Origin of the sequence: Algiphilus aromaticivorans DG1253 (genome assembly GCF_000733765.1) — a bacterium.
Classification (GTDB): domain Bacteria; phylum Pseudomonadota; class Gammaproteobacteria; order Nevskiales; family Nevskiaceae; genus Algiphilus; species Algiphilus aromaticivorans.
In genome coordinates, this window is record NZ_JPOG01000001.1 from 827,030 (window position 1) to 845,033 (window position 18,004).

General features: G+C 65.9%; 18 protein-coding genes. 8 read left to right on the plus strand and 10 right to left on the minus strand.

The window, feature by feature from the left end; all coding sequences use genetic code 11:
* The first annotated feature begins 89 nt into the window (after positions 1-89).
* The gene (locus U743_RS18645) at positions 90-311 is read left to right on the plus strand and encodes an addiction module protein (RefSeq protein ID WP_198021920.1); all 222 of its coding nucleotides are present in this window, start codon (positions 90-92) and stop codon (positions 309-311) included.
* Complete coding sequence (locus tag U743_RS19750; protein WP_043765632.1) at positions 308-607, plus strand: type II toxin-antitoxin system RelE/ParE family toxin; 300 nt, start codon at positions 308-310, stop codon at positions 605-607. Before U743_RS18645 ends, U743_RS19750 begins: the two co-directional genes overlap by 4 nt.
* Before the next feature lie 160 nt (positions 608-767).
* Here U743_RS19750 and U743_RS03815 read toward each other — a convergent pair whose 3' ends face one another.
* The 3 genes from U743_RS03815 to U743_RS03825 are packed head-to-tail and all read right to left on the minus strand — an operon-like array spanning position 768 to position 3,179.
* Positions 768-1,556 carry an SDR family NAD(P)-dependent oxidoreductase gene (locus U743_RS03815; RefSeq protein ID WP_043765634.1) on the minus strand — a complete coding sequence of 263 codons (789 nt, stop codon included), beginning with the start codon at positions 1,554-1,556 and terminating at the stop codon, positions 768-770.
* Positions 1,557-1,603: 47 nt separating this feature from the next.
* Positions 1,604-2,398 carry a nuclear transport factor 2 family protein gene (locus U743_RS03820; protein ID WP_043765636.1) on the minus strand — a complete coding sequence of 265 codons (795 nt, stop codon included), beginning with the start codon at positions 2,396-2,398 and terminating at the stop codon, positions 1,604-1,606.
* Positions 2,388-3,179 (minus strand): phosphatidylethanolamine N-methyltransferase family domain-containing protein, encoded by a 792-nt coding sequence (locus U743_RS03825; RefSeq protein ID WP_043765638.1) that lies wholly within the window; start codon positions 3,177-3,179, stop codon positions 2,388-2,390. Before U743_RS03825 ends, U743_RS03820 begins: the two co-directional genes overlap by 11 nt.
* Positions 3,180-3,414: 235 nt before the next feature.
* On the opposite strand from U743_RS03825, the gene U743_RS03830 reads away from it, so the two are divergent.
* Positions 3,415-3,669, plus strand: a complete 255-nt coding sequence (locus U743_RS03830) for a FitA-like ribbon-helix-helix domain-containing protein (RefSeq protein ID WP_043765640.1) — start codon at positions 3,415-3,417, stop codon at positions 3,667-3,669.
* Positions 3,666-4,106, plus strand: a complete 441-nt coding sequence (locus U743_RS03835; RefSeq protein WP_043765641.1) for a type II toxin-antitoxin system VapC family toxin — start codon at positions 3,666-3,668, stop codon at positions 4,104-4,106. The genes U743_RS03830 and U743_RS03835 overlap by 4 nt, the downstream gene beginning before the upstream one ends.
* A gap of 5 nt (positions 4,107-4,111) precedes the next feature.
* On the opposite strand, the gene U743_RS03840 is transcribed toward U743_RS03835, so the two are convergent.
* The 7 genes from U743_RS03840 to U743_RS03870 form a co-directional block, all read right to left on the minus strand.
* Entirely contained in the window at positions 4,112-4,981 is an 870-nt protein-coding gene (locus U743_RS03840; RefSeq protein ID WP_043765643.1) for an SDR family NAD(P)-dependent oxidoreductase, read from the minus strand.
* Positions 4,982-5,023: 42 nt separating this feature from the next.
* Entirely contained in the window at positions 5,024-6,601 is a 1,578-nt protein-coding gene (locus tag U743_RS03845) for a FadD3 family acyl-CoA ligase (RefSeq protein WP_043765646.1), read from the minus strand.
* On the minus strand, positions 6,598-7,638 hold the full coding sequence (locus tag U743_RS03850) for a ferredoxin--NADP reductase (protein WP_043765648.1): 1,041 nt from the start codon (positions 7,636-7,638) through the stop codon (positions 6,598-6,600). The genes U743_RS03845 and U743_RS03850 overlap by 4 nt, the downstream gene beginning before the upstream one ends.
* Positions 7,639-7,648: 10 nt before the next feature.
* Complete coding sequence (locus U743_RS03855) at positions 7,649-8,413, minus strand: SDR family oxidoreductase (protein ID WP_043765651.1); 765 nt, start codon at positions 8,411-8,413, stop codon at positions 7,649-7,651.
* A 71-nt stretch (positions 8,414-8,484) separates the two neighbouring features.
* On the minus strand, positions 8,485-10,182 hold the full coding sequence (locus U743_RS03860; RefSeq protein WP_052367493.1) for an FAD-binding protein: 1,698 nt from the start codon (positions 10,180-10,182) through the stop codon (positions 8,485-8,487).
* Between the two features lie 85 nt (positions 10,183-10,267).
* Complete coding sequence (locus tag U743_RS03865; RefSeq protein ID WP_043765653.1) at positions 10,268-10,720, minus strand: nuclear transport factor 2 family protein; 453 nt, start codon at positions 10,718-10,720, stop codon at positions 10,268-10,270.
* A gap of 157 nt (positions 10,721-10,877) precedes the next feature.
* Positions 10,878-11,459: a TetR/AcrR family transcriptional regulator gene (locus U743_RS03870; RefSeq protein ID WP_052367494.1), complete on the minus strand. Its 582-nt coding sequence runs from the start codon at positions 11,457-11,459 to the stop codon at positions 10,878-10,880.
* Between the two features lie 209 nt (positions 11,460-11,668).
* Between U743_RS03870 and U743_RS03875 the strand changes: the two genes are divergently transcribed.
* The 4 genes from U743_RS03875 (at position 11,669) to U743_RS03890 (ending at position 17,991) form a co-directional block, all read left to right on the plus strand.
* Complete coding sequence (locus U743_RS03875; protein WP_084191343.1) at positions 11,669-12,817, plus strand: saccharopine dehydrogenase family protein; 1,149 nt, start codon at positions 11,669-11,671, stop codon at positions 12,815-12,817.
* 304 nt (positions 12,818-13,121) lie between these two features.
* Positions 13,122-15,620 carry an efflux RND transporter permease subunit gene (locus tag U743_RS03880; protein ID WP_043765655.1) on the plus strand — a complete coding sequence of 833 codons (2,499 nt, stop codon included), beginning with the start codon at positions 13,122-13,124 and terminating at the stop codon, positions 15,618-15,620.
* Positions 15,617-16,423, plus strand: coding sequence for an outer membrane lipoprotein-sorting protein (locus U743_RS03885; RefSeq protein WP_043765658.1), 807 nt, complete (start codon positions 15,617-15,619; stop codon positions 16,421-16,423). Before U743_RS03880 ends, U743_RS03885 begins: the two co-directional genes overlap by 4 nt.
* 20 nt (positions 16,424-16,443) lie before the next feature.
* Positions 16,444-17,991, plus strand: coding sequence for a DUF1302 family protein (locus U743_RS03890; protein WP_156966322.1), 1,548 nt, complete (start codon positions 16,444-16,446; stop codon positions 17,989-17,991).
* Positions 17,992-18,004 lie beyond the last annotated feature (13 nt).

An 18,004-nucleotide genomic window follows, 5' to 3' on the forward strand; every position in this document is an offset into this window, starting at 1 on the left:
GTGCCGCCGTCGACGTTGCGCACGCCGCCACGCATTGCATGCACTGCAGGCGTTGGGTGCCTCAACATTCTTGCGCTATCCTCCGATTCATGATCAGACCCGCGCTAATTGCCGAAGTCCAAAAGCTCAGCCCGACCGAGCGGCTGGAATTGATCAGCGCCGTATGGGATTCGCTGCCTCATGCGCAGCTGCCAGTCTCCGATGCAGAGAAGCGGCTTTTGGATCAGCGGCTAGCCGATGCCGAGGCCAATCCGGATGATGAATCCTCATTGTCGGATGTAGTTGCTCGGCTGGAACACCGTAGCCATTGACTTACCGCGTCCGGATCCGTCGGCCAGCTGAAGCGGATATCCAGCAGGCCGAGGACTGGTACGACGAGCAGCGACCGGGATTGGGCGTGGATTTCCGGAGCGAAGTCATTTCGTTGTTGTATCGGCTCGGTGATACGCCCCTAATCCATGAGCAGGCTTATGGGGAGGTGCGGCGCGCCCCTGTGCGTCGGTTCCCGTTTCTCGTTTGGTATCGCGTCAGCGGCGACAATGCCCAAGTCCTGGCGTGTTCTCACTGTCGCCAGCACCCCGGCGCGGTATTTCAGAGGTTTCGGTAGCGTGGTGGGTTGGCGGGCGGTTCGGTGGCACGGAGCGGTTGGCGACACCTGAGCTAGCCGATGCGCAGTGGCAGAGCGCCTGACCTGATTCCCAGTGTCACGCATTTGAGGGAGAGGCTTAAGCGTTTGGACCCCGGCGCCGCAAAGCGCAATGGTCAAATCATTCCACCCCCGGCGCCCCCGGAAATCCGACGTAGTACTGGCCGGTGAGCATGCCGCCGTCTACGGCGATCTCGGAACCGCAGAGGTAGGAGGCCGCGTCGCTGGCCAGGAAGGCGCTGACGCGGGCCACTTCGTCGGGGTCGCCGACGCGCTGCAGCGGCACCATGTGGTAACGCTTGTTGACCTCGGCGCGTTCCTCTGAGAAGGGGTTGCCCATGGAGGTGTCGACGCCGCCGGGGTGCACCGAGTTGACGCGTACGCCGCGGTGGCCGTACTCCATGGCCGCCACGCGCGTCAGCCCGCGGATGCCCCACTTGGTGGAGCAGTAGGCACCCAGCCCGTTGGCGCCCTTCATGCCGTCTGCCGAGGAGATGTTGACGATCGAGCCGGAACCGCGCTCCAGCATGTGCGCGCCAATGATACGTACGCCCAGGAAGGTGCCTTCCAGATTGATGCCGAGCACGCGCTTGTAGTCATCCAGGCTGGTTTCCTGGATGGTGCGGAAGAGCAGCACGCCGGCGTTGTTCACCAGCACGTCGATCTGCCCGAAAGCCTCCAGCGCGGCATCGCGCGCCGCTGTCCATTCGGCCTCGGAGCTGACGTCCAAATGCACGAAGCGCGCGGCCTCACCCAGCTCGGCTGCCAGCGCGGTGCCCTCGTCGTCGAGGACGTCGCCGATCAACACGCGCGCGCCTTCTGCGACGAAGCGGCGCACCGTTGCCGCGCCCATGCCGCGGGCGCCGCCCGTGATTACGGCGACCTTGCCGTCGAGATTGCCTTCTGCCATTGCCGGTCTCCCTTGTCGTATTGTCGTGTCGAGCCTTTCGAGCGGGCTCAGATATAGATGCGCAGTTGCTCGATGTGCCGCGGGCCCTTGAAGCGAAAGAGCGCGATGCCACGCCGTTCGCCGATGTGAATCGTGGCGGTCACGTAGTCGCCAGCGGCGATGAGCTTTTCCCAGAACAGGCCGCCGAGTTCGGCGCCCAGCTCCTGTGTCGAGGCCGTGGGCTGGCCGGGTAGATCGATGCGACAGGGTTCGCCCAGACACTGCTTCAATCCGTTGCGGTGACCGTCGCGCAGCGCGCGCAGGCAGCCCTCGGCGCGCGCCTTGCCGCGGCTACCGACACCGCCGAAGCCGCGCATGAAGCCGAGCATTCCGCCCAAGCCTTGGTGCCGCAGCATGTGGCTGGACAGCGCAGCGTGGCTTCGCATGCCCTTCATCCCGGCGCGCAGCGACTGGCCGATCATCTGCGGCAGTTCCCAGTGCGCGCAGAGCCGGCGCACGCGCAGCGCGTCCTCGCTGCCCGTTAGCTCGTAGCGGATGTGTGCGGGGACGCCCAGCTCCAGCCCGGTCGCCATGCGCGTATGGATGATGACGTCGCGCGCGACGGAATCGCCGCAGGCCAGCTCGTGCGCAACCTCGAAGTGGATAGTGTTGGGCGCGATGAAGGTGTCGTAGAAGCACGCGATGGCTGCAGGCCCGGCGTGCGGGCGCGAGCCGACGGGGTCGTGGATCTCCGCGTTCTCGGCGAAGAGGCCCAGCCAGGCCGCGCGGTCGTGCGCCGCCACCGCCTCCGGCGAGGCGCTCACGCAGGCCAGCATGGCCTGCGCCGGCCAGTCAGAGGACATAGGGGATCAGGGCGCGCCGCTGCGCGGGGTAGTCCGGGAACTGTTCGCGGTACCAGCGGTGCGTGGCCAGCGCGCGCGGCACCAGGTTCGAGGCCGTGATGAGCAGAATCATGACGCCCGGCAGCCCCCAGGTCAGGACCGCGAAGCCGGTCCAGGCGACGATCTCGCCGAGATACTGTGGATTGGAGACCCAGCGGAAGCCCCAGCCAAAGGGAATGCGATAGCGCGGCGCATCGGGGGGCGGATTCGGTTCGCGCAGGTTCCGCATGACCGACTCCGAGGTCAGGATCAGCAGGAGCCCGACCGCGTAGATCGCCAGCCCGATCAGAAAGCGCGGATCGGTCAACCAGCCGGGTGTCAGATGCGTGCCGTACTCGGTGAACCACAGCGCGTGCAGGTAGCCGTGGATACCGGTAACGAACATGCCCATGGCCATGACCATGAGACTGAAGCTGCTGCGCGCACCGGGCGCGGCGCGGATCGCCAGCGGGAAGAACCAGCCGCGGTTGCCGTAGTGGAGGATCCAGATGCCGGCGAGTACCAGCGTCGTGACGGTCCAGGCGTCCGTGTCGCTGGCCAGGAAGAAGACCAGAAAGGCCACCGTGGCTGGGATCTCCATCAGCCACCAGCCCAGCTTGGGATGGAGATTGATGCCACCGCCCTGCGCGAAGCGGCCGTAGGGGGCGGGCGTGAAGATGCTGCCCAGGAAGGTGACGACGGCGAATGCCAGGCCGATGGCCAGCACCGTGTCGAAGACTGCGTCGCCTGTGTACCAGCTCATGCTTCTCTCCCCCTAGCGCGATCATTGTTTCGGAGCTTGTCGTCTCCGTTGCTGTGATGGTGCCGGGGGCTGGGGGTGATGGGCCTCATGCGAATGCATGAAGGCGTGTGCGACAGCAGCGCTTCTCGAGTTGCAGCGTGGCTGCAGCGATGGGGTCTCCAGCGAGCACGAAGCCAGTGATTGCAGATTTCTAAAATGCCATCATAATGATGGCGGGTAATGAAGGTGAAATCATATGGCGAGGATGACTATCCGAAATATTTCCGATCCGCTGCACCGGGCGCTCAAGGCGCGGGCCGCAGCCAATGGGCGCAGCGCTGAAGCGGAGGTGCGCTGGATTCTGGGCGAGGCCGTGAAGCGGCCCGACGGGCTGCGCATGGGCGAGGCCCTGCATGCTCTCGGCCGGGAACTGGCGATCAGTGATGCCGATGTCGATGCCATCGAAGCGCAGCGCAGCACCCAGGCGGCGGAGCCGCCGCGTTTCGAGTGATTGTTCTCGACACCAATGTCGTTTCCGAGATGATGCGTCCGCGGCCTGACGCGGCTGTACGCGAGTGGCTGGATGCCCAGGCTCCGGAAACGCTCTATCTCGCCAGCCTGAGCCTCGCTGAACTCTGCTTTGGCGTTGCGGCTCTGCCTGAGGGACGACGGCGCGCCAAGTTGTCTGCAATGGTGGATGGCATTGAATCGCTCTTTCGCGGACGGGTGCTCGTCTTCGATGCCGCTGCCGCCCGGCGTTTCGCGACGCTGGCGGCCGCTGCGCGCGCGACCGGTCTGGGGTTCCCGCGGCCGGATGGCTACATTGCGGCCATTGCCGCGGAATACCGCTACAGCGTGGCAACGCGCGATACCGGTCCTTTTGAAGCGGCTGGCATCAGTGTCATCAATCCTTGGCGCATGCCAGCCGGGGATGGGGCGGGAGGCTAGCCGCCCTACTGCACCACCGCCGGATGCGCCTGACAGGGCTCGCCCAGCATCTCCCGATGCGACGGCGGCTGACGGCCGTCTTCTTCGGTGATGCCGTATTCCTGCGCCAGCTCGGCGCCGATCAGGGTCTTGCCGGAGCGCTCCATGCGCTGTTCGTCGCGATACAGCGCGGCGACGAGATTGCCGGTGAACTCCGGCGTCTCGGCGATTTCCCAGAAGCCGGTGTACTTGTCCGGCTCGCGGCTCATGACGCGGCGCGTGCGGTCGGTCTGCAGCATGCCCATCCAGATCGAAGCCGTGGCCACGTTGTGCGGCTTGAGATCCACCGCCATGTCGGCTGCGAACTTGTCGACGGCCACTTTCTGTGCGCCGTAGGCCGGCCCGTGCATGTAGCAGCGCGCGCCGAAGGATGAGGTGAAGACGATGAGCCCGCCGCCACGGCCGACCATCTGCGGCGCGGCATGCCAGCTGGCGACGTAGCCGGACTTGATGCCGACGTCGAAGACCTGGGTCATGTCCAGCGGCTTCTCCCAGAAGCCGCCCGGCTCGATGAGCTGGTCGTGCAGGAAGGTGGCGTTGTTGACGAGGATGTCGCAGCCGCCCTGCTCCATTTTCACGCGCTCGAAGAGCGCTTCGACCTGTGCGTCGTCGGCATGGTCGCAGGCTACCGCGATGCCCTTGCCGCCGGCCTGGTTCACCAGCTCGGCGGTGGCGCCCACCGTGCCGGGCAGGTCGGCGTCGCCCTCATTGAGCGTGCGGCCGGTGACATAGACCGTTGCGCCGTGTCCGCCCAGGGCGAGGGCAATTCCCTTGCCGGCCCCACGCGAGGCGCCGGTGACCACGGCCACCACGCCTTCAAGCTGCTTGTCGCTCATCGCTTCTCCTTCTTGAATTTCGTCGCTTATCCGGTCCTGCTATCAAGCAGCCGGTTTCTCGTTGCGCAGTTCGTATTTCAGGACCTTGCCCGAGGCATTCATCGGCAGGGATTCGCGCACTTCCACGTAGCGCGGCGCCTTGTAGTTGGCCATCTGCTCGCGGCACCAGTCGCGGAAGGCTTTTTCGTCGAGGCTCTGACCGCTTCTCGGCACCACGAAGGCCTTGCCGACCTCGCCCATGCGTTCGTCCGGAACGCCGACCACGGCGACCTGCGCGACGGCCGGGTGGGCGCTGATCAGGCGCTCGATCTCGGCGGGGTAGCAGTTGAAGCCGCCGCAGATGTACATGTCCTTGAGGCGGTCGGTGATCCGGAGATAGCCGCGCTCGTCCAGGCTGCCGACGTCGCCGGTATGCAGCCAGCCCTCGGCATCGATGGCCTTGGCGGTAGCTTCCGGGTCCTCGAAATAGCCCTGCATGACGTTGTAGCCGCGTACGACGATCTCGCCGGCTTCCTCTGCAGGCAGCAGCCTGCCGTCCTCGCCCATGCAGGCCAGATCGATGCCCGGCAGCGCGCGGCCGACGGTGTTGACGATGGTTTCGGCGTCGTCGTCGGCGTCGCAGAGCGTGACGATGCCGCAGGTTTCGGTCAGTCCGTAGCCGGTGAGCACGATGTCGAAGCCCAGCTCGGCGCGCACGCGCTCGATCAGGCTGGGCGCCACGGCCGCGGCTCCGGTGATCGTGGCGCGCAGGCTGGAGAGATCGCGCCTGGACAGCTCGGGGTCGTCGAGCAGGCTGACGAAGAGGGTGGGCGGTCCCGGCAGCACCGAGATGCGGTCGGAGGCGATGCGCTCGACGACCTTGGTCGTATCGAACACGGCCTGCGGATAGACGGCCATGCCGTGCATCAGCCCGGCGAGCCAGCCCACCTTGTAGCCGAAGGCGTGAAAGAAGGGGTTGATGATCAGATAGCGGTCGTCGGCCGAGAGCCCCATGCATCGCGACCACTCGCGGATCGCGCGCAGGTTCTGGCCGTGGGCCGTGACCACGCCCTTGGGCAGACCGGTGGTGCCCGAGGTGAACATGATGTCCATGACGCTGTCGGCGTCGAGCGCTTCGAGGCGCGCGTCGACGGCGGTGCGCCCATCCTTGGGTGCTGACTCGAGGAGGGCTTCCCAGGTCGTGTCGCCGGCTGCTGCATCGTGCAGAACCACGACATGCTCGAGACTGTCGGGGCGGTGGGCGTCGAGCTGGCTGGGATAGTGCGCATCGAGGAAGCGGCCGGCGCAGAACAGCAGCTTGGCGCCGCTTTTTTCCAGAATGTAGCCAGCCTCGTTGCCGCGCATGCGTGTATTGATCGGTACCAGCACCGCGCCGGCGCTGTGGATGGCGAGTGCGGCCATCACCCACTGCACCGTGTTGGGCGCCCAGATGGCGACGCGATCGCCGGTTTCGATGCCCTGGGCGATCAGCGCCGCCGCAGCGCGATAGCGGATGGCGTCCAGCTCGCTGTAAGTCGTGACGCCGCCCTGCTCGTCAACGAGGGCGGGGCGATCACGATGGTGGCGGACGGCTTCGGCGAAGACGCCCGGGGTCGTTTGGGGCAGTGCGTCCTGGCTCATTCCGGATAGGTGATGCGTAGCTGTGAGGATGTGGGCAGCGCCTGGCAGGAAAGGATCCAGCCTTCGGCGAGCTCGGCGTCGTCGAGCACGACGTTGTTGCGATGCGTGACGCTGCCTTCGTCGAGTCGACACATGCAGGCGCCGCAGGCACCGCTGCGACAGGAGAAGGGCGCCTCGATGCCCGCTTCCTGGAAGGCGTCGAGCAGGGGTTGGTCGGCGCGGCCTTCGGCTTCGACGGTCTGTCCGTCGATGTGCACGGTCAGCGCGACCGGGCCCTCGGGGGCGTCGGCTGCCGGCGCGGCCGGCTCGGCGAGCGCGTCGGCGTCGCTCGGTAGCGAGACGAAGCGCTCCACGTGCACACGATTGCGCGGCAGGCCCATGGCATGCAGGGCAGCGGTGGCCGTGTCCATGAAGACACCGGGACCGCAGACAAAGCAATCGGCGCGTTCCCAGCCGCGGGCGAGCATGGTGAGCTGCGTCTGCGTGGGGTAGCCCTGCACGCTGTCGAGCCAGTGGATGATCTCCAGGCGGTCGGGGTGTTCGCGCGCCAGCTCGGCCAAGGCTTCCCGGAAGATGATCGAGGCCTCGTCGCGATTGGCATAGATCAGCCGTACGTGGCCCCGGCCCGCTGTCAGCACCGATTGCAGAATGGAATAGCAGGGCGTGATGCCGCTGCCGCCGGCGAACATCAACAGGTCGGCGTCCAGCGTGCGTGGCACGAAGACGCCGGCCGGCGGCATGACCTCGAGCGTGTCACCGGGGGTGATGTTGTCGCAGATCCAGTTCGAGGCGCGGCCATCGTCGATGCGTTTGATGGTGACCTGCAGCGGCTCTCCGGCATAGGGATTCGAGGACAGCGAATAGCAGCGCGGCAACGCGCCGTCGTCGTGCGGCACGTGCAGCTGCAGGTGCTGGCCGGGTTTGTAGGCGAAATCGTCGAGCAGGTGCTCGGGGACGGCGAAGCGCAGGGAGTGCGCATCCGCTGTCTCGGTGATGACTTCGTCGACCGTCAGGCGATGGTAGGCAGGTACGTTCATTTCCGGTGAATCAGCCGTCGAGCATTGCCCAGCCGTTGTCGACGCGCATCTCGGCACCGTTAACGAAGCGGGACTCGTCGGAGGCCAGGTAGATCACCATCCAGGCCAGGTCGCGCGGCTCGGCCATGCGCGACATGACCTCTTCCATATCCGGCATGTCGGGCAGCTGGCCGGGTTCTATGCTCTCGTGCAGCTTGGCCACCATGGGCGTCTTGATGCCGTCCGGCACCACCGCGTTGCAGCGGATCGGCAAGTGGTGGCGCTTGCAGTGCGCGGCGACGCTGCGGGTCAGCGCGAGGACCGTACCCTTGGAAGCGCTGTAGGCGGCAAAGGTCGACTGCCCCATGATTCCGGAGATCGATCCCATATTGATGATCGAGCCCGAAGGGCGCTGCTTCATCGCCTTCAGGCCGAAGCGGCAGCCCAGGAAGTAGCCGTCGGCGTTCACGCGCATGATCTTGTGCCACAGATCCAGCGAGGTGTCCTCGATGGAGCCGGGCAGCAGGATGGCGGCGTTGTTGACCAGTACGTCCACACCGCCGAAGTGCTTCTCGGCTTCGGCCATGACGCGCTCCCAGTCGCTTTCCGAGCTGATGTCGTGCTTGAGGAAAAGCGCGTCGGTGCCGAGCTCCTTGGCGATGCTGTTGCCGGCCTCCTCGTCGACGTCGGTGATCACCACGCGCGCGCCCTCGGCGACCATTAGCCGCGCGTCCTCGCTGCCGAGTCCGCCGCCGCCGCCCGTGATGAGGGCCACCTTGTCCTTGAGTCTGTCCATGCGCTGCTTTTCTTCCTTGCTGATTCTGTATGCCGCGGGAGGTGTACCGACCTGCTATCCCGGCCGGTGGATCAGGCCGCCTCGGTCGAGGCGCTCTGCTGCGGGTTCTTGCTCGCGAGCACGGCACCGGCACGGCGGCCGGACCACAGGCAGTCCGCCAGCGAAAGACCGCTGACGTAGCCGTTGGAGGCCAGCCCCACGGCTGCCCGGCCGGCGGCATAGAGCCCCGGGACGGCTTGGCCGTCGTCACGCAACACCGCACCGCTGTGCTCATCGACACGCAGGCCGCCGAGAGTGATGGCCGGGCAGGGGAACATCGGATTGCCCGCCGAAATATCGATGGCGTAGAAAGGGCCGGTGGTGAGCGCGTGCCGCATCTTGTCCGACTTGCCCAGCGGGTCGGGCTGGCCGTCGCGGATGGCGTTGCTCATGCTGGCTGCCGCGCCCTGCAGGTTGGTGGCCGACAGGCCCAGCTTCGGTGCCAGGCTCGCCAGTGTCTTCGCGCGCTTGGCGAAGAGCATCAGCAGCAGCGAGGGGATGGCCTGGAAGGCCCAGAGCTTGCCGAAGATTGCTTCGCGGATCGCGCGGCGCCGGAGCTCGCGGTCGAGGATCAGCCAGGCGCGACCGTCGTGTTCTTCGCACATGCGCACGCCCAGCTTCGCGCCATAGACCTCCTCGTTGCAGAAACGCTTGCCCTGACTATCGACGATCAGACCCTCGGGCCAGGGCGACGGCGGGTTGATGAAGCGCCAGGCCGAGACTTTCTCCAGGCGAGCGGTGCTGCCACCAGCGGACAGACCGAGCCGGATGCCGCTGCCGTCGCAGCCGGTGGCGCCGAGGCGCAGGTTGTCCATGTAGCTGGGCGCGTGCTCGGAGAGCATTTCCCGGTTGAAGACGAAGCCGCCGGTGGTGAGCACCACGCCACGCGTCGCGCGGATGCGCAGCGTTTCGGCTTCCTCGGCCTCTATACGCGCGACCCGCGCACGCAGCTTGTCGGCGAGGCCGCCGGCGACGTTGTGCAGGCGCTGGGCGAGGGCGCTTAGCCGCGCGTGACGCTTGGCGGCCTTGGACCCCGGCGGCAGGCGGCCGACCTCGGCACCCAGCACGGCGCCGGAGTCGCGGTCAGTGATCAGGCGGCGTACGGCGGTCTGGCGACTGACGCGGATGTCGCGCGCGGCTACCGCTTCCTGCAGCGCGGCGAAAAGCTTCCAGCCGGACATGCCCGGTGCGGCCGTGCGGTGGCCGCGCGGCGCGGGCTTGGCGATGGCAGCGTTCTCGGGAACGGTTTCGCTGCCCGAGAAGTAAAGATAGACCCCGTCGCGCGGGTAGGAGGTCTTGGGAGGCTTTGACTCGCTGGCGAAGGGTATGCCCAGCGTTTCCAGCCACTCCAGCAGGCCGACGCTATCCGCGCAGAAACGTTGCAGGGTCTCGGGGCTGACGGCGTCGCCGACCTCCGTGGCCAGATAGGCAGCCATGGCTTCGGGGCTGTCTTCGAAGCCGGCTTCGCGCTGGTAGCGCGTGCCACCGCCAGCGTAGACCACGCCGCCCGACAGTCTTGAGGCCCCGCCGCCGTCGAAGCGCTCGCAGATGAGGGCGTCGGCGCCGTCGTCATGCGCGCTGATGGCGGTGGCTGCGCCCGCGGCACCGAAGCCGAGCACGAGAACCTGGACTTCCTGGTCCCAGCTTGCACCGGCCGGGTCAATGGCCAGCGGCTGTGCAATCGCCAGTGTGCCGTCGCGTTGGCTGTTGCTGTGTGGGTCGCTGGCCATTGCCTGTCCGCGCGCCTGTCGCTGCAATCGAAGCCTCGATTATTCGTATATGGCGAATCCGGGCTTCGTCCGGAATGACTAGCCTTCAGCTCGCGCCCGTGTTGAGGGCTTCGGGAACGTTGTGATCGAAGCACTTCTCTTCGCTGCGCCGGCTGATGCGCCAGCCCTGCGCGGTGCGCACCAGCTCGTCCACGTACCAGAGGCCAAGGAACATGGTCTGCCGCACGCCGCCGGCCAGCTCCACGGTCATCGGGTTGAAGCAGACACAGCGCGCCCTGGCCGTGTCGCCGTCGACCTGGATGCTGATGTTGCCGATCATGTGGCAGTAGGCCGGGAAGTTGGGCAGCACTTGGGCGAGCCAGGGTTTGACCTTGTCATAGCTGCCTTCGATGCCCCCCATGGCGGTGTAGTCGATGTGCGCGTCCGGTGTGAACACGGCGTCGAGGGCATCGAAGTCGCGGGCATCGATGGCGTTGACGTAGGTCACCAGCACCGACTCGATCTCGAGGCGGTCCGAGATGGTCTGCAGGTCGAGCATGGTTGTCTCCTCCTTGGTTATCGCGTGAGCGTGCGGCGGCACGCTCACCACGGCACCGTCCGAGTGCATGAGCCATCGCGAATTCCCGGTGGCAAGGTTCGGCCGTGCATGGCTGGCCGAGATGCGGGTGTGGCGGCCGTTCTGCGCGATCGCTTCTTCAGCCCTGCGTCACGGCCAGCGTCCGCGCACAGGCCAGCGCCTCGCGACGCAGGGCGGCGTCGCCGCCGGGCGGGTTGCGCCCGTCGCCCCGGAACAGCGAAAGCCCCTCGATCATCGCCGTGATCAGCACGGAGCGTCGCCGGCGCTGCGCCGGGCGCATCTCCGGGCTGGCTTGAGCGATCAGGGATTCCACGGCCGTGCTGTAGCGCTGGTAGAAGCCGGCCATGATGTCGGCGATATCGCGATTGCGTGCCGACAGCGCCCACAGCTCCCAGAACAGCCGGCAGCTTCCGTCGTCATCCTGCTCGTTGAGCAGCATGGCTAGCAGTGCTTCCAGATCCTTGGAGCCGCTCGCCTCGAAGCGCTCGCGAGCGCGATCCAGCTCACGCGTGAACAGCGCTGACAGCAACTCCACCAGTGTCGGGAAGTAGTACTGCAGGTTGGAGAGGCGGATGCCGAGGCGCTCCGCGACCTTGCGCAGCGAGAAATCGGCGTAGCCGGCCTCGATCAATGTAGACGCGGCTGCATCCAGGATCTGGTCGCGCCGCTCGCGGCCCTTCGTGCTGGCAGGCGCTTTCATATGAAGCACGGCCTTTTATGGCGAGCGCTCCAGCATACCCAGGGTTAGGTCGCTTGACTAATTACAAGAAAGTAGGTCGAATGACCAATATCAGCAAGTGGCGCGCGCTGGATTACCCGCGAGCAATGTGCACCCGGCTTTCTTCATCACCGGCGAAGCCGCTTGCTGATCGGGATGTGCGAGACAAGTGACAGGAAGGAGGATGCGAAGTGATTCCAGATAGTTCCGAGTCGAGGTCCGTGGTGATCGTGGGTGGCTATGGCGTAGTCGGCAGCCAGGTCGCTAGCCTGCTGGCGGCCCGTGATCCACAACTCGAGCTGCTGATTGCCGGCCGCGACGCGATCAAAGCAGCCGCAGTTGCTGACACCTTGCCGCGGGCCCAAGCGGTGGCTGTGGATCTGAACGACATCGACCCCTTGCACGGCCTGTCCCAGCTGCCGGATCTGGTGTTGTGCGCGGCCAACGATCTGCACGACAAGCTGCTGCGAGCGTGCGCGGCTCGCGGCGTTGCGCTGATCGATATCACGCGCTGGCCGGCGCGCATTCAGGACGCGCTGCGCGTGCTACCTGCAGTTAGTGGTGCCGAGGCGCCGGTGGTGTTGGCTTCCTCATGGATGGCGTCGGTGCCGGCGACGCTGGCCGCGTACGTCGCGCGCGGCATGCATCGAGTGACGTCCGTCGAGATCGATATTCTCTATGCCCTGGCGGATCGGGCCGGTCCCGACTCGGTGGCGTATCTCGATCGCCTGGCCACTCCCTTCGAGGCGATGGTGGATGGCGAATGGGTCCGGCGCCGGCCCTTCGCGGAGTCGGCGCGGGTGGCCTTCGACGGCGCCGGCCACGCGACAACCTATCGCTTCGACACACCGGACCAGATGACCTTGCCGGCCATCACCGGCGCCGGCAGTGTCACCGCCCGCATCGCCTTTGACGATGCCTGGGCCACCGGCGCGCTGGCCCTCCTGATCCGTTCGGGTATCTGGCGCCTCATCAGCGGACCGCGCTTCGCGGGGCTGCGTCGTCGCATGCTCTACAACCCCGGCGAGGGAGGTCATCACCGCATTCGGATCCAATTCAGCGGTCGCGATGCGCAGGGCGCCGGTGTGTCGCGGGAGCTGATACTGGATGATCCGGCAGGGCAGACCCACCTGACGGCGGTGGGCGCTGTTATTCAGATAGAGCGCGTGATGGGGTTACGCGGGCACGAGCGGGCCGCGGTGCCGGAGGGGGCACAGTACGCCGAGGCCGTGACCGATGGCGCGCTGGCAGTGGAGACCCTGCGCCAGTGCGGAGTGGAGGTGGCGGGCCTCGACGCGACCGCTGGCGCCGACGGCGAGCCGGGGCGGCGCGCGGCGTAGTCCCGGCCCGGTTCGCGGGCGTTCCCCACCGCGAGCGGGCGCGCAGCTGCCGGCGGGGAGCGGGGCGGGGCTTCGTCCCTTCGGACGACGCACCGGCTGGCCGGCCGGTTGAAGAATACGCGCGTAATCAACAAGAACCACCATTACTCATGCAGGGAACATCGCCGTCCGCCGCGCGCTGTGCCGGCGTCCGTGGCAGGCCGCGCGCGGCCGCCGCGGCGCGCGCCACCACCTATCCGCGGTGCTCCCGCGCGTCGACACTGCGCGTTGGCGAGCGCGTTGAGTCCATGCTCTGGGACGCGGCATGAGCGCTGACGGTCAAAGCTTCTTCCATCGCATCCGCACCGGCTTTGAGGGCGCCTTCGCGCGCTGGGGGGAGTTCTGCCATGACCACCCGTGGTGGATCGTCCTCATCCTCGTCGGCGCGCTGGCCTATCTCGCCACCGAGTTCGACACGATGGAGGTCGATACCTCCAACGAGGTCTACCTGCACAAGGACGACCCGGCACGGGTGGCGTACACCGCCTTTCAGGAGGAATTCGGTAAGGACGAGCGGCTGGTGGTGCTGGTCGAGTCCGACGGCGATATCGTCAACGAGCGCTTCCTCCGTCAGCTCGAGGCTTGGCACGAGCGCCTGAAGGAGATCCCGCAGGTCGACAAGGTGGATAGCCTGATCAATGCGCGGCTCACCATCGGTCGCGAGGACGAGTTGATCGTCAAGGATCTGCTCGAGGATTGGCCGCAGACCGAGACGGAGTTCGATGCGCTGCGCGAGCGCATCCGCAGCAATCCGCTCTATCGCAACCATTACGTCAATCCGGACCTGACGAAGACTGTCCTGATTGTTACGCCGGATGCCCACACGGCGAGCTATTCGGGCGCCGGGGCCAGCGACGACGTCGACGACTTCGACTTCAGCGCCGGTTTCGGTGATGACACCGCATCGGCCGAGGATCCGGAGAGCGAATCGAAGGACGCGGAAGATGAAGCCAAGTTCATCACCGACGACGAGATCTACGCGATAATCGACACGGTTCGCGAGCTTGAGTCGGACTTCGCCCGCCCCGACTTTCGGATTGGCGTCTCCGGATCGCCCTTCATGATGCACCAGCTGAATTTCATCCTGGGGCGGGACATGTTCGTCTTCTCCGGGGTCGGGATCCTGGTGATTGCGGCGCTGCTCTTCGCCTTGTTCCGGCGCTGGGTGATGGTGGTGCTGCCGGTGGGTGTCTCTGCACTGGCGGTGTACTCGACCTTCGGGTTGATGGGCGTTCTGGGCATGGTGATCACGCCTTCCGTGCAGATCCTGCCCTCGCTGCTGCTGGCTGTCGGTGTCGGCAGCGCAGTGCATATCCTCACCGTCTACTTCCAGGCCGTGGATCGTGGCGACGACAAGCGTGGCGCGCTTCGCTACGCCCTCGGCCATTCCGGCCTTGCCGTGCTGATGACGGGGCTGACCACTGCCGGTGGCCTGGTCTCCTTCATTACCGCGAATCTCGCACCCGTGGCCGATATCGGCATCATCGCGCCCATCGGCATTCTCAGCACGCTGGTGTTCTCGCTGGCGCTGCTGCCCGCGCTGATCGCGATCATCCCCTTCCGGAACAAGGGGCTGCGCGACGAGGCCTCGGGGCCGTTGCAACGCTTTCTGATGTGGTGCGCGGATGTCTCCACAACGCATCCGCGGCGCGTCGTCGGGATCTGGTTCGCGCTCATTGCCGTTTCGTTGATTCTGATTGCGCAGATCCGTCCCAGCCATTTTCCGCTGGACTGGTTCCCCGAGGGCAGCGAGATCCGCGACGCTACCGAGACCATTGACGCGCATTTCGGTGGCGCGACTTTCACCGAGATCGTGGTCGATACCGGCGAGGAGAACGGCCTGCACGATCCCGAGCTACTGCACGCGGTGGATCGGGCCATGCGCTTCACCGAGGAGCTGGAGGTCAGCGGCGTGCAAGCGGGCAAGGCGACCTCGCTGCTGGACATCAACAAGGAGCTGCACCAGGCACTCAACGGCAACGATCCGGACTATTACCGCATCCCCGACGACCGTCAGCTCATCGCCCAGGAGCTTCTGCTCTTCGAGAATTCGGGTTCCGACGATCTGGAGGACATCGTCGATACCCGATTCAGCAAGATGCGCATCACCGTGAAGATGCCCTTCGTCGACGGTATCCATTACGCGGACTATCTCAAGGAGTTCAAGAGCGGTTTCCGGGAGATCATCGGCGAACGTGCCGACGTTACCTTCACGGGGGTGATCGCTCTGCTGGCTGGCAGCGTCAAGGTGCTGATGGGCGACACCATCCGCGCCTATCTGCTGGCCTTCTGCATCATCCTGCCGCTGATGATGCTGATCGTCGGCTCGGTGCGTATCGGGCTCATCGCGATGATTCCCAATCTGGCGCCCATTGCTCTCACGCTGGCGCTGATGCCGGTGCTCGGTATTCCGCTCGACGCCTTCACCATTTTGGTCGGCTCCATCGCCCTGGGGCTGGCTGTCGACGACACCATTCACTTCATGCACAACTATCACCGCTACTACGCTGAGCTCGGCGATGCGCCTAAGGCGGTGCGGGAGACGCTGCGCACGACCGGCAAGGCGCTGCTGGTCACGACATTGGTGCTGTCCAGTGCCTTTTTCGTCTACCTGCTCGGCACGATGCACAACCTCCAGGATTTCGGCCTGCTCACCGGCTTCTGCATCATCGTGGCTTTCCTGGCGGACGCCCTTCTGGCCCCCGCGCTGATGATGCTGGTGGCGCAGCGTCAAGCGAAACAACGCAAGGAGAAGACGGCATGACCTACATCAACAGGCTCCTCACGCTGGCCATTCTGCTCGGCCTGTCGCTGTCGGCCGCGGCCGAGATGTCGGCGCGCGAGATCATGCAGAAGGTCTACGACCGCGATGACGGCAACAACGCGGTGATGGACATGAAGATGGCGCTTATCGACGCCGACGGCGATACGCGCCGGCGCGCGATCCGCTCCTTTCGACGCGACGACCCGGAGAACCCCGAGGATGCCCAGAGCGTCATGTTCTTCCTGGAGCCGGCCAACGTCGAGGGCACCGGATTCCTGACGTACGACTACGACGACAGCGACAAGGACGATGACCAGTGGCTCTACCTGCCGGCGCTGAAGAAGGTCAAGCGCATCGCTGCCTCGGACAAGAGCGGCAGCTTCATGGGCACCGACTTCACCTACGCCGACATGAGCACGCCGGATATCGAGGACTACAGCTACGAGCTGATGAAGGAGACCCAAGTCGGCGAGCACAAGGTCTGGCAGATCCTGGCCGAGCCGAAGTCCGAGGACGAGGTCGAGCGCACCGGCTACAGCAAGACGGTGAGCTTCGTGCGGCAGGACAACTTCGTGGTCATCCGCTCGGCCCACTGGCTCGCAGACGGCGGCCGCATGAAGTTCATGGAGGTCAAGGAGCTGGAGAAGGTCGACGGCATCTGGACGCCGCTGCACATGGTCATGACGACCAAGAAGGGTAAGCAGACCGAGCACGCCAGCGTGCTGCGCTGGGAGAACATCAAGTACGACCAGCCCCTGGAGGATGCGCTCTTCACGCAGCGGCGCCTGAGGCAGGGGCTGTAGTCCTGCTGCAGGATTCAGGCATGCGCGCCCGATCTCCCGCGCCGCGGCGTTGTGCCGGGGCCATGGCGGTGGTGCTCCTGCTCGGCCTCGCGCCGAATGCCGGCGCGCAGGACGACATGGACGACATGCTCGGCGGTTTTGACGACAACGAGGACTACGCCGACGTCATCGAAGTCGACGACCCGTCTTCGGCTGCGCCGGAGCGTCGACGTATCTGGGGCCTGAGTGGCAGCCTCGCGGCTGCGGCCAGCTACAACTACCGGGACCATCGCTCGACGACCGGCACGGACTACTCCGGGCTGTCGAAGTTGCGCCTGCGCGGCACGATCACGCTGGAAGGGCGCTTCGGTGACAACTGGCGCTCCGAGATCGACCTTAGCGGCTGGCAGGACCTCGCTTATGCCTGGCGCGACGCCGACTACACGCAGGCCGTTCTGGACGCCTACGAAAAAGAGCTGGAGGTGCTCGACGCCTGGGTGGCCGGCGAGGTACTGCCATCCACTGATCTCAAGCTGGGGCGGCAGATCGCCGTCTGGGGCTTCTCGGACAATCTGCGCGTCCTCGACGTGCTCAGCCCGCTGGACAATCTGGAGCCGGGGCTGGCCGACATCGAGGATCTGCGCCGGCCGGTCGGCATGGCGCGTCTGGACCACTACATCGGGCCCTGGCGGCTGAGCGCCTTCGCCACCCCCGAGCACCGTTTTTCGCGCAACCCACCTTTCGGTAGCGACTTCTACAGCGTCACCGACGGCGAGGGCAATGCGGCGCGTTTCCGCGAGATCCGGCCGGATGACTTCGACAGCGTCGATTACGCCTTTGGCGCGCTGGGACGCTTCTCGGGTTGGGATCTCAGCTTCAACTACGCGCGTTACTGGGCCGACCAGCCTTATCTCGACGCCAGCGGATTCGATCGCAGCGACGCCGCCGCTACGCAGGAGGATTTCGAGAACGATGTCGTTCTGCGGCACAGCCGCGTCACGCTTGCCGGCTTTGGCAGTCAGCTGACGCAGGGTGGCTGGCTCTTCAAGCAGGAAGCCGCAGTCATCGACGGCCTGGAGCTGACACGCAGCACGCCCTTGGAGCAGCCGCTGCCGCTGATCAACGCCCTGCCCATCGTCGGCGCGCTGGTGCCCGACACGGGCGGGCAGATCCTGCCCGAGGACGCGCGCGAAGTCCGGCGCTACGACATGCTGCTCGGTGTCGAGTACTTCGGCATGGCTGATACCACCTTCAGCTTCGACCTGGCCGCGCGCCGGATCGCGGATTTTGACCAGGACCTGGCGCGCTCCGGCTATCTGAAATGGCGCAGCGAGACAGCCTTCCGCATGACCCGGGATTTCCTCAACCAGCGCCTGCGCATGCTGCTCATCACGGTGCTCTTCAACCGTGATGGCGAATTCTGGACCAGTACCGGCGGTGCGATTCACCGCGCGAGTGCCGAATACGAGCTGACCGGCAGCGTCGAGCTCACCGGCGGTGTCGCCGTCTACGAAGGGGGTAATCAGGAGCCCTTCAATGTGGCGGGGGACAACGACCGCGTCTTCGGGGAAGTGAAGTGGTCCTTCTGAAATGGGATGGCGG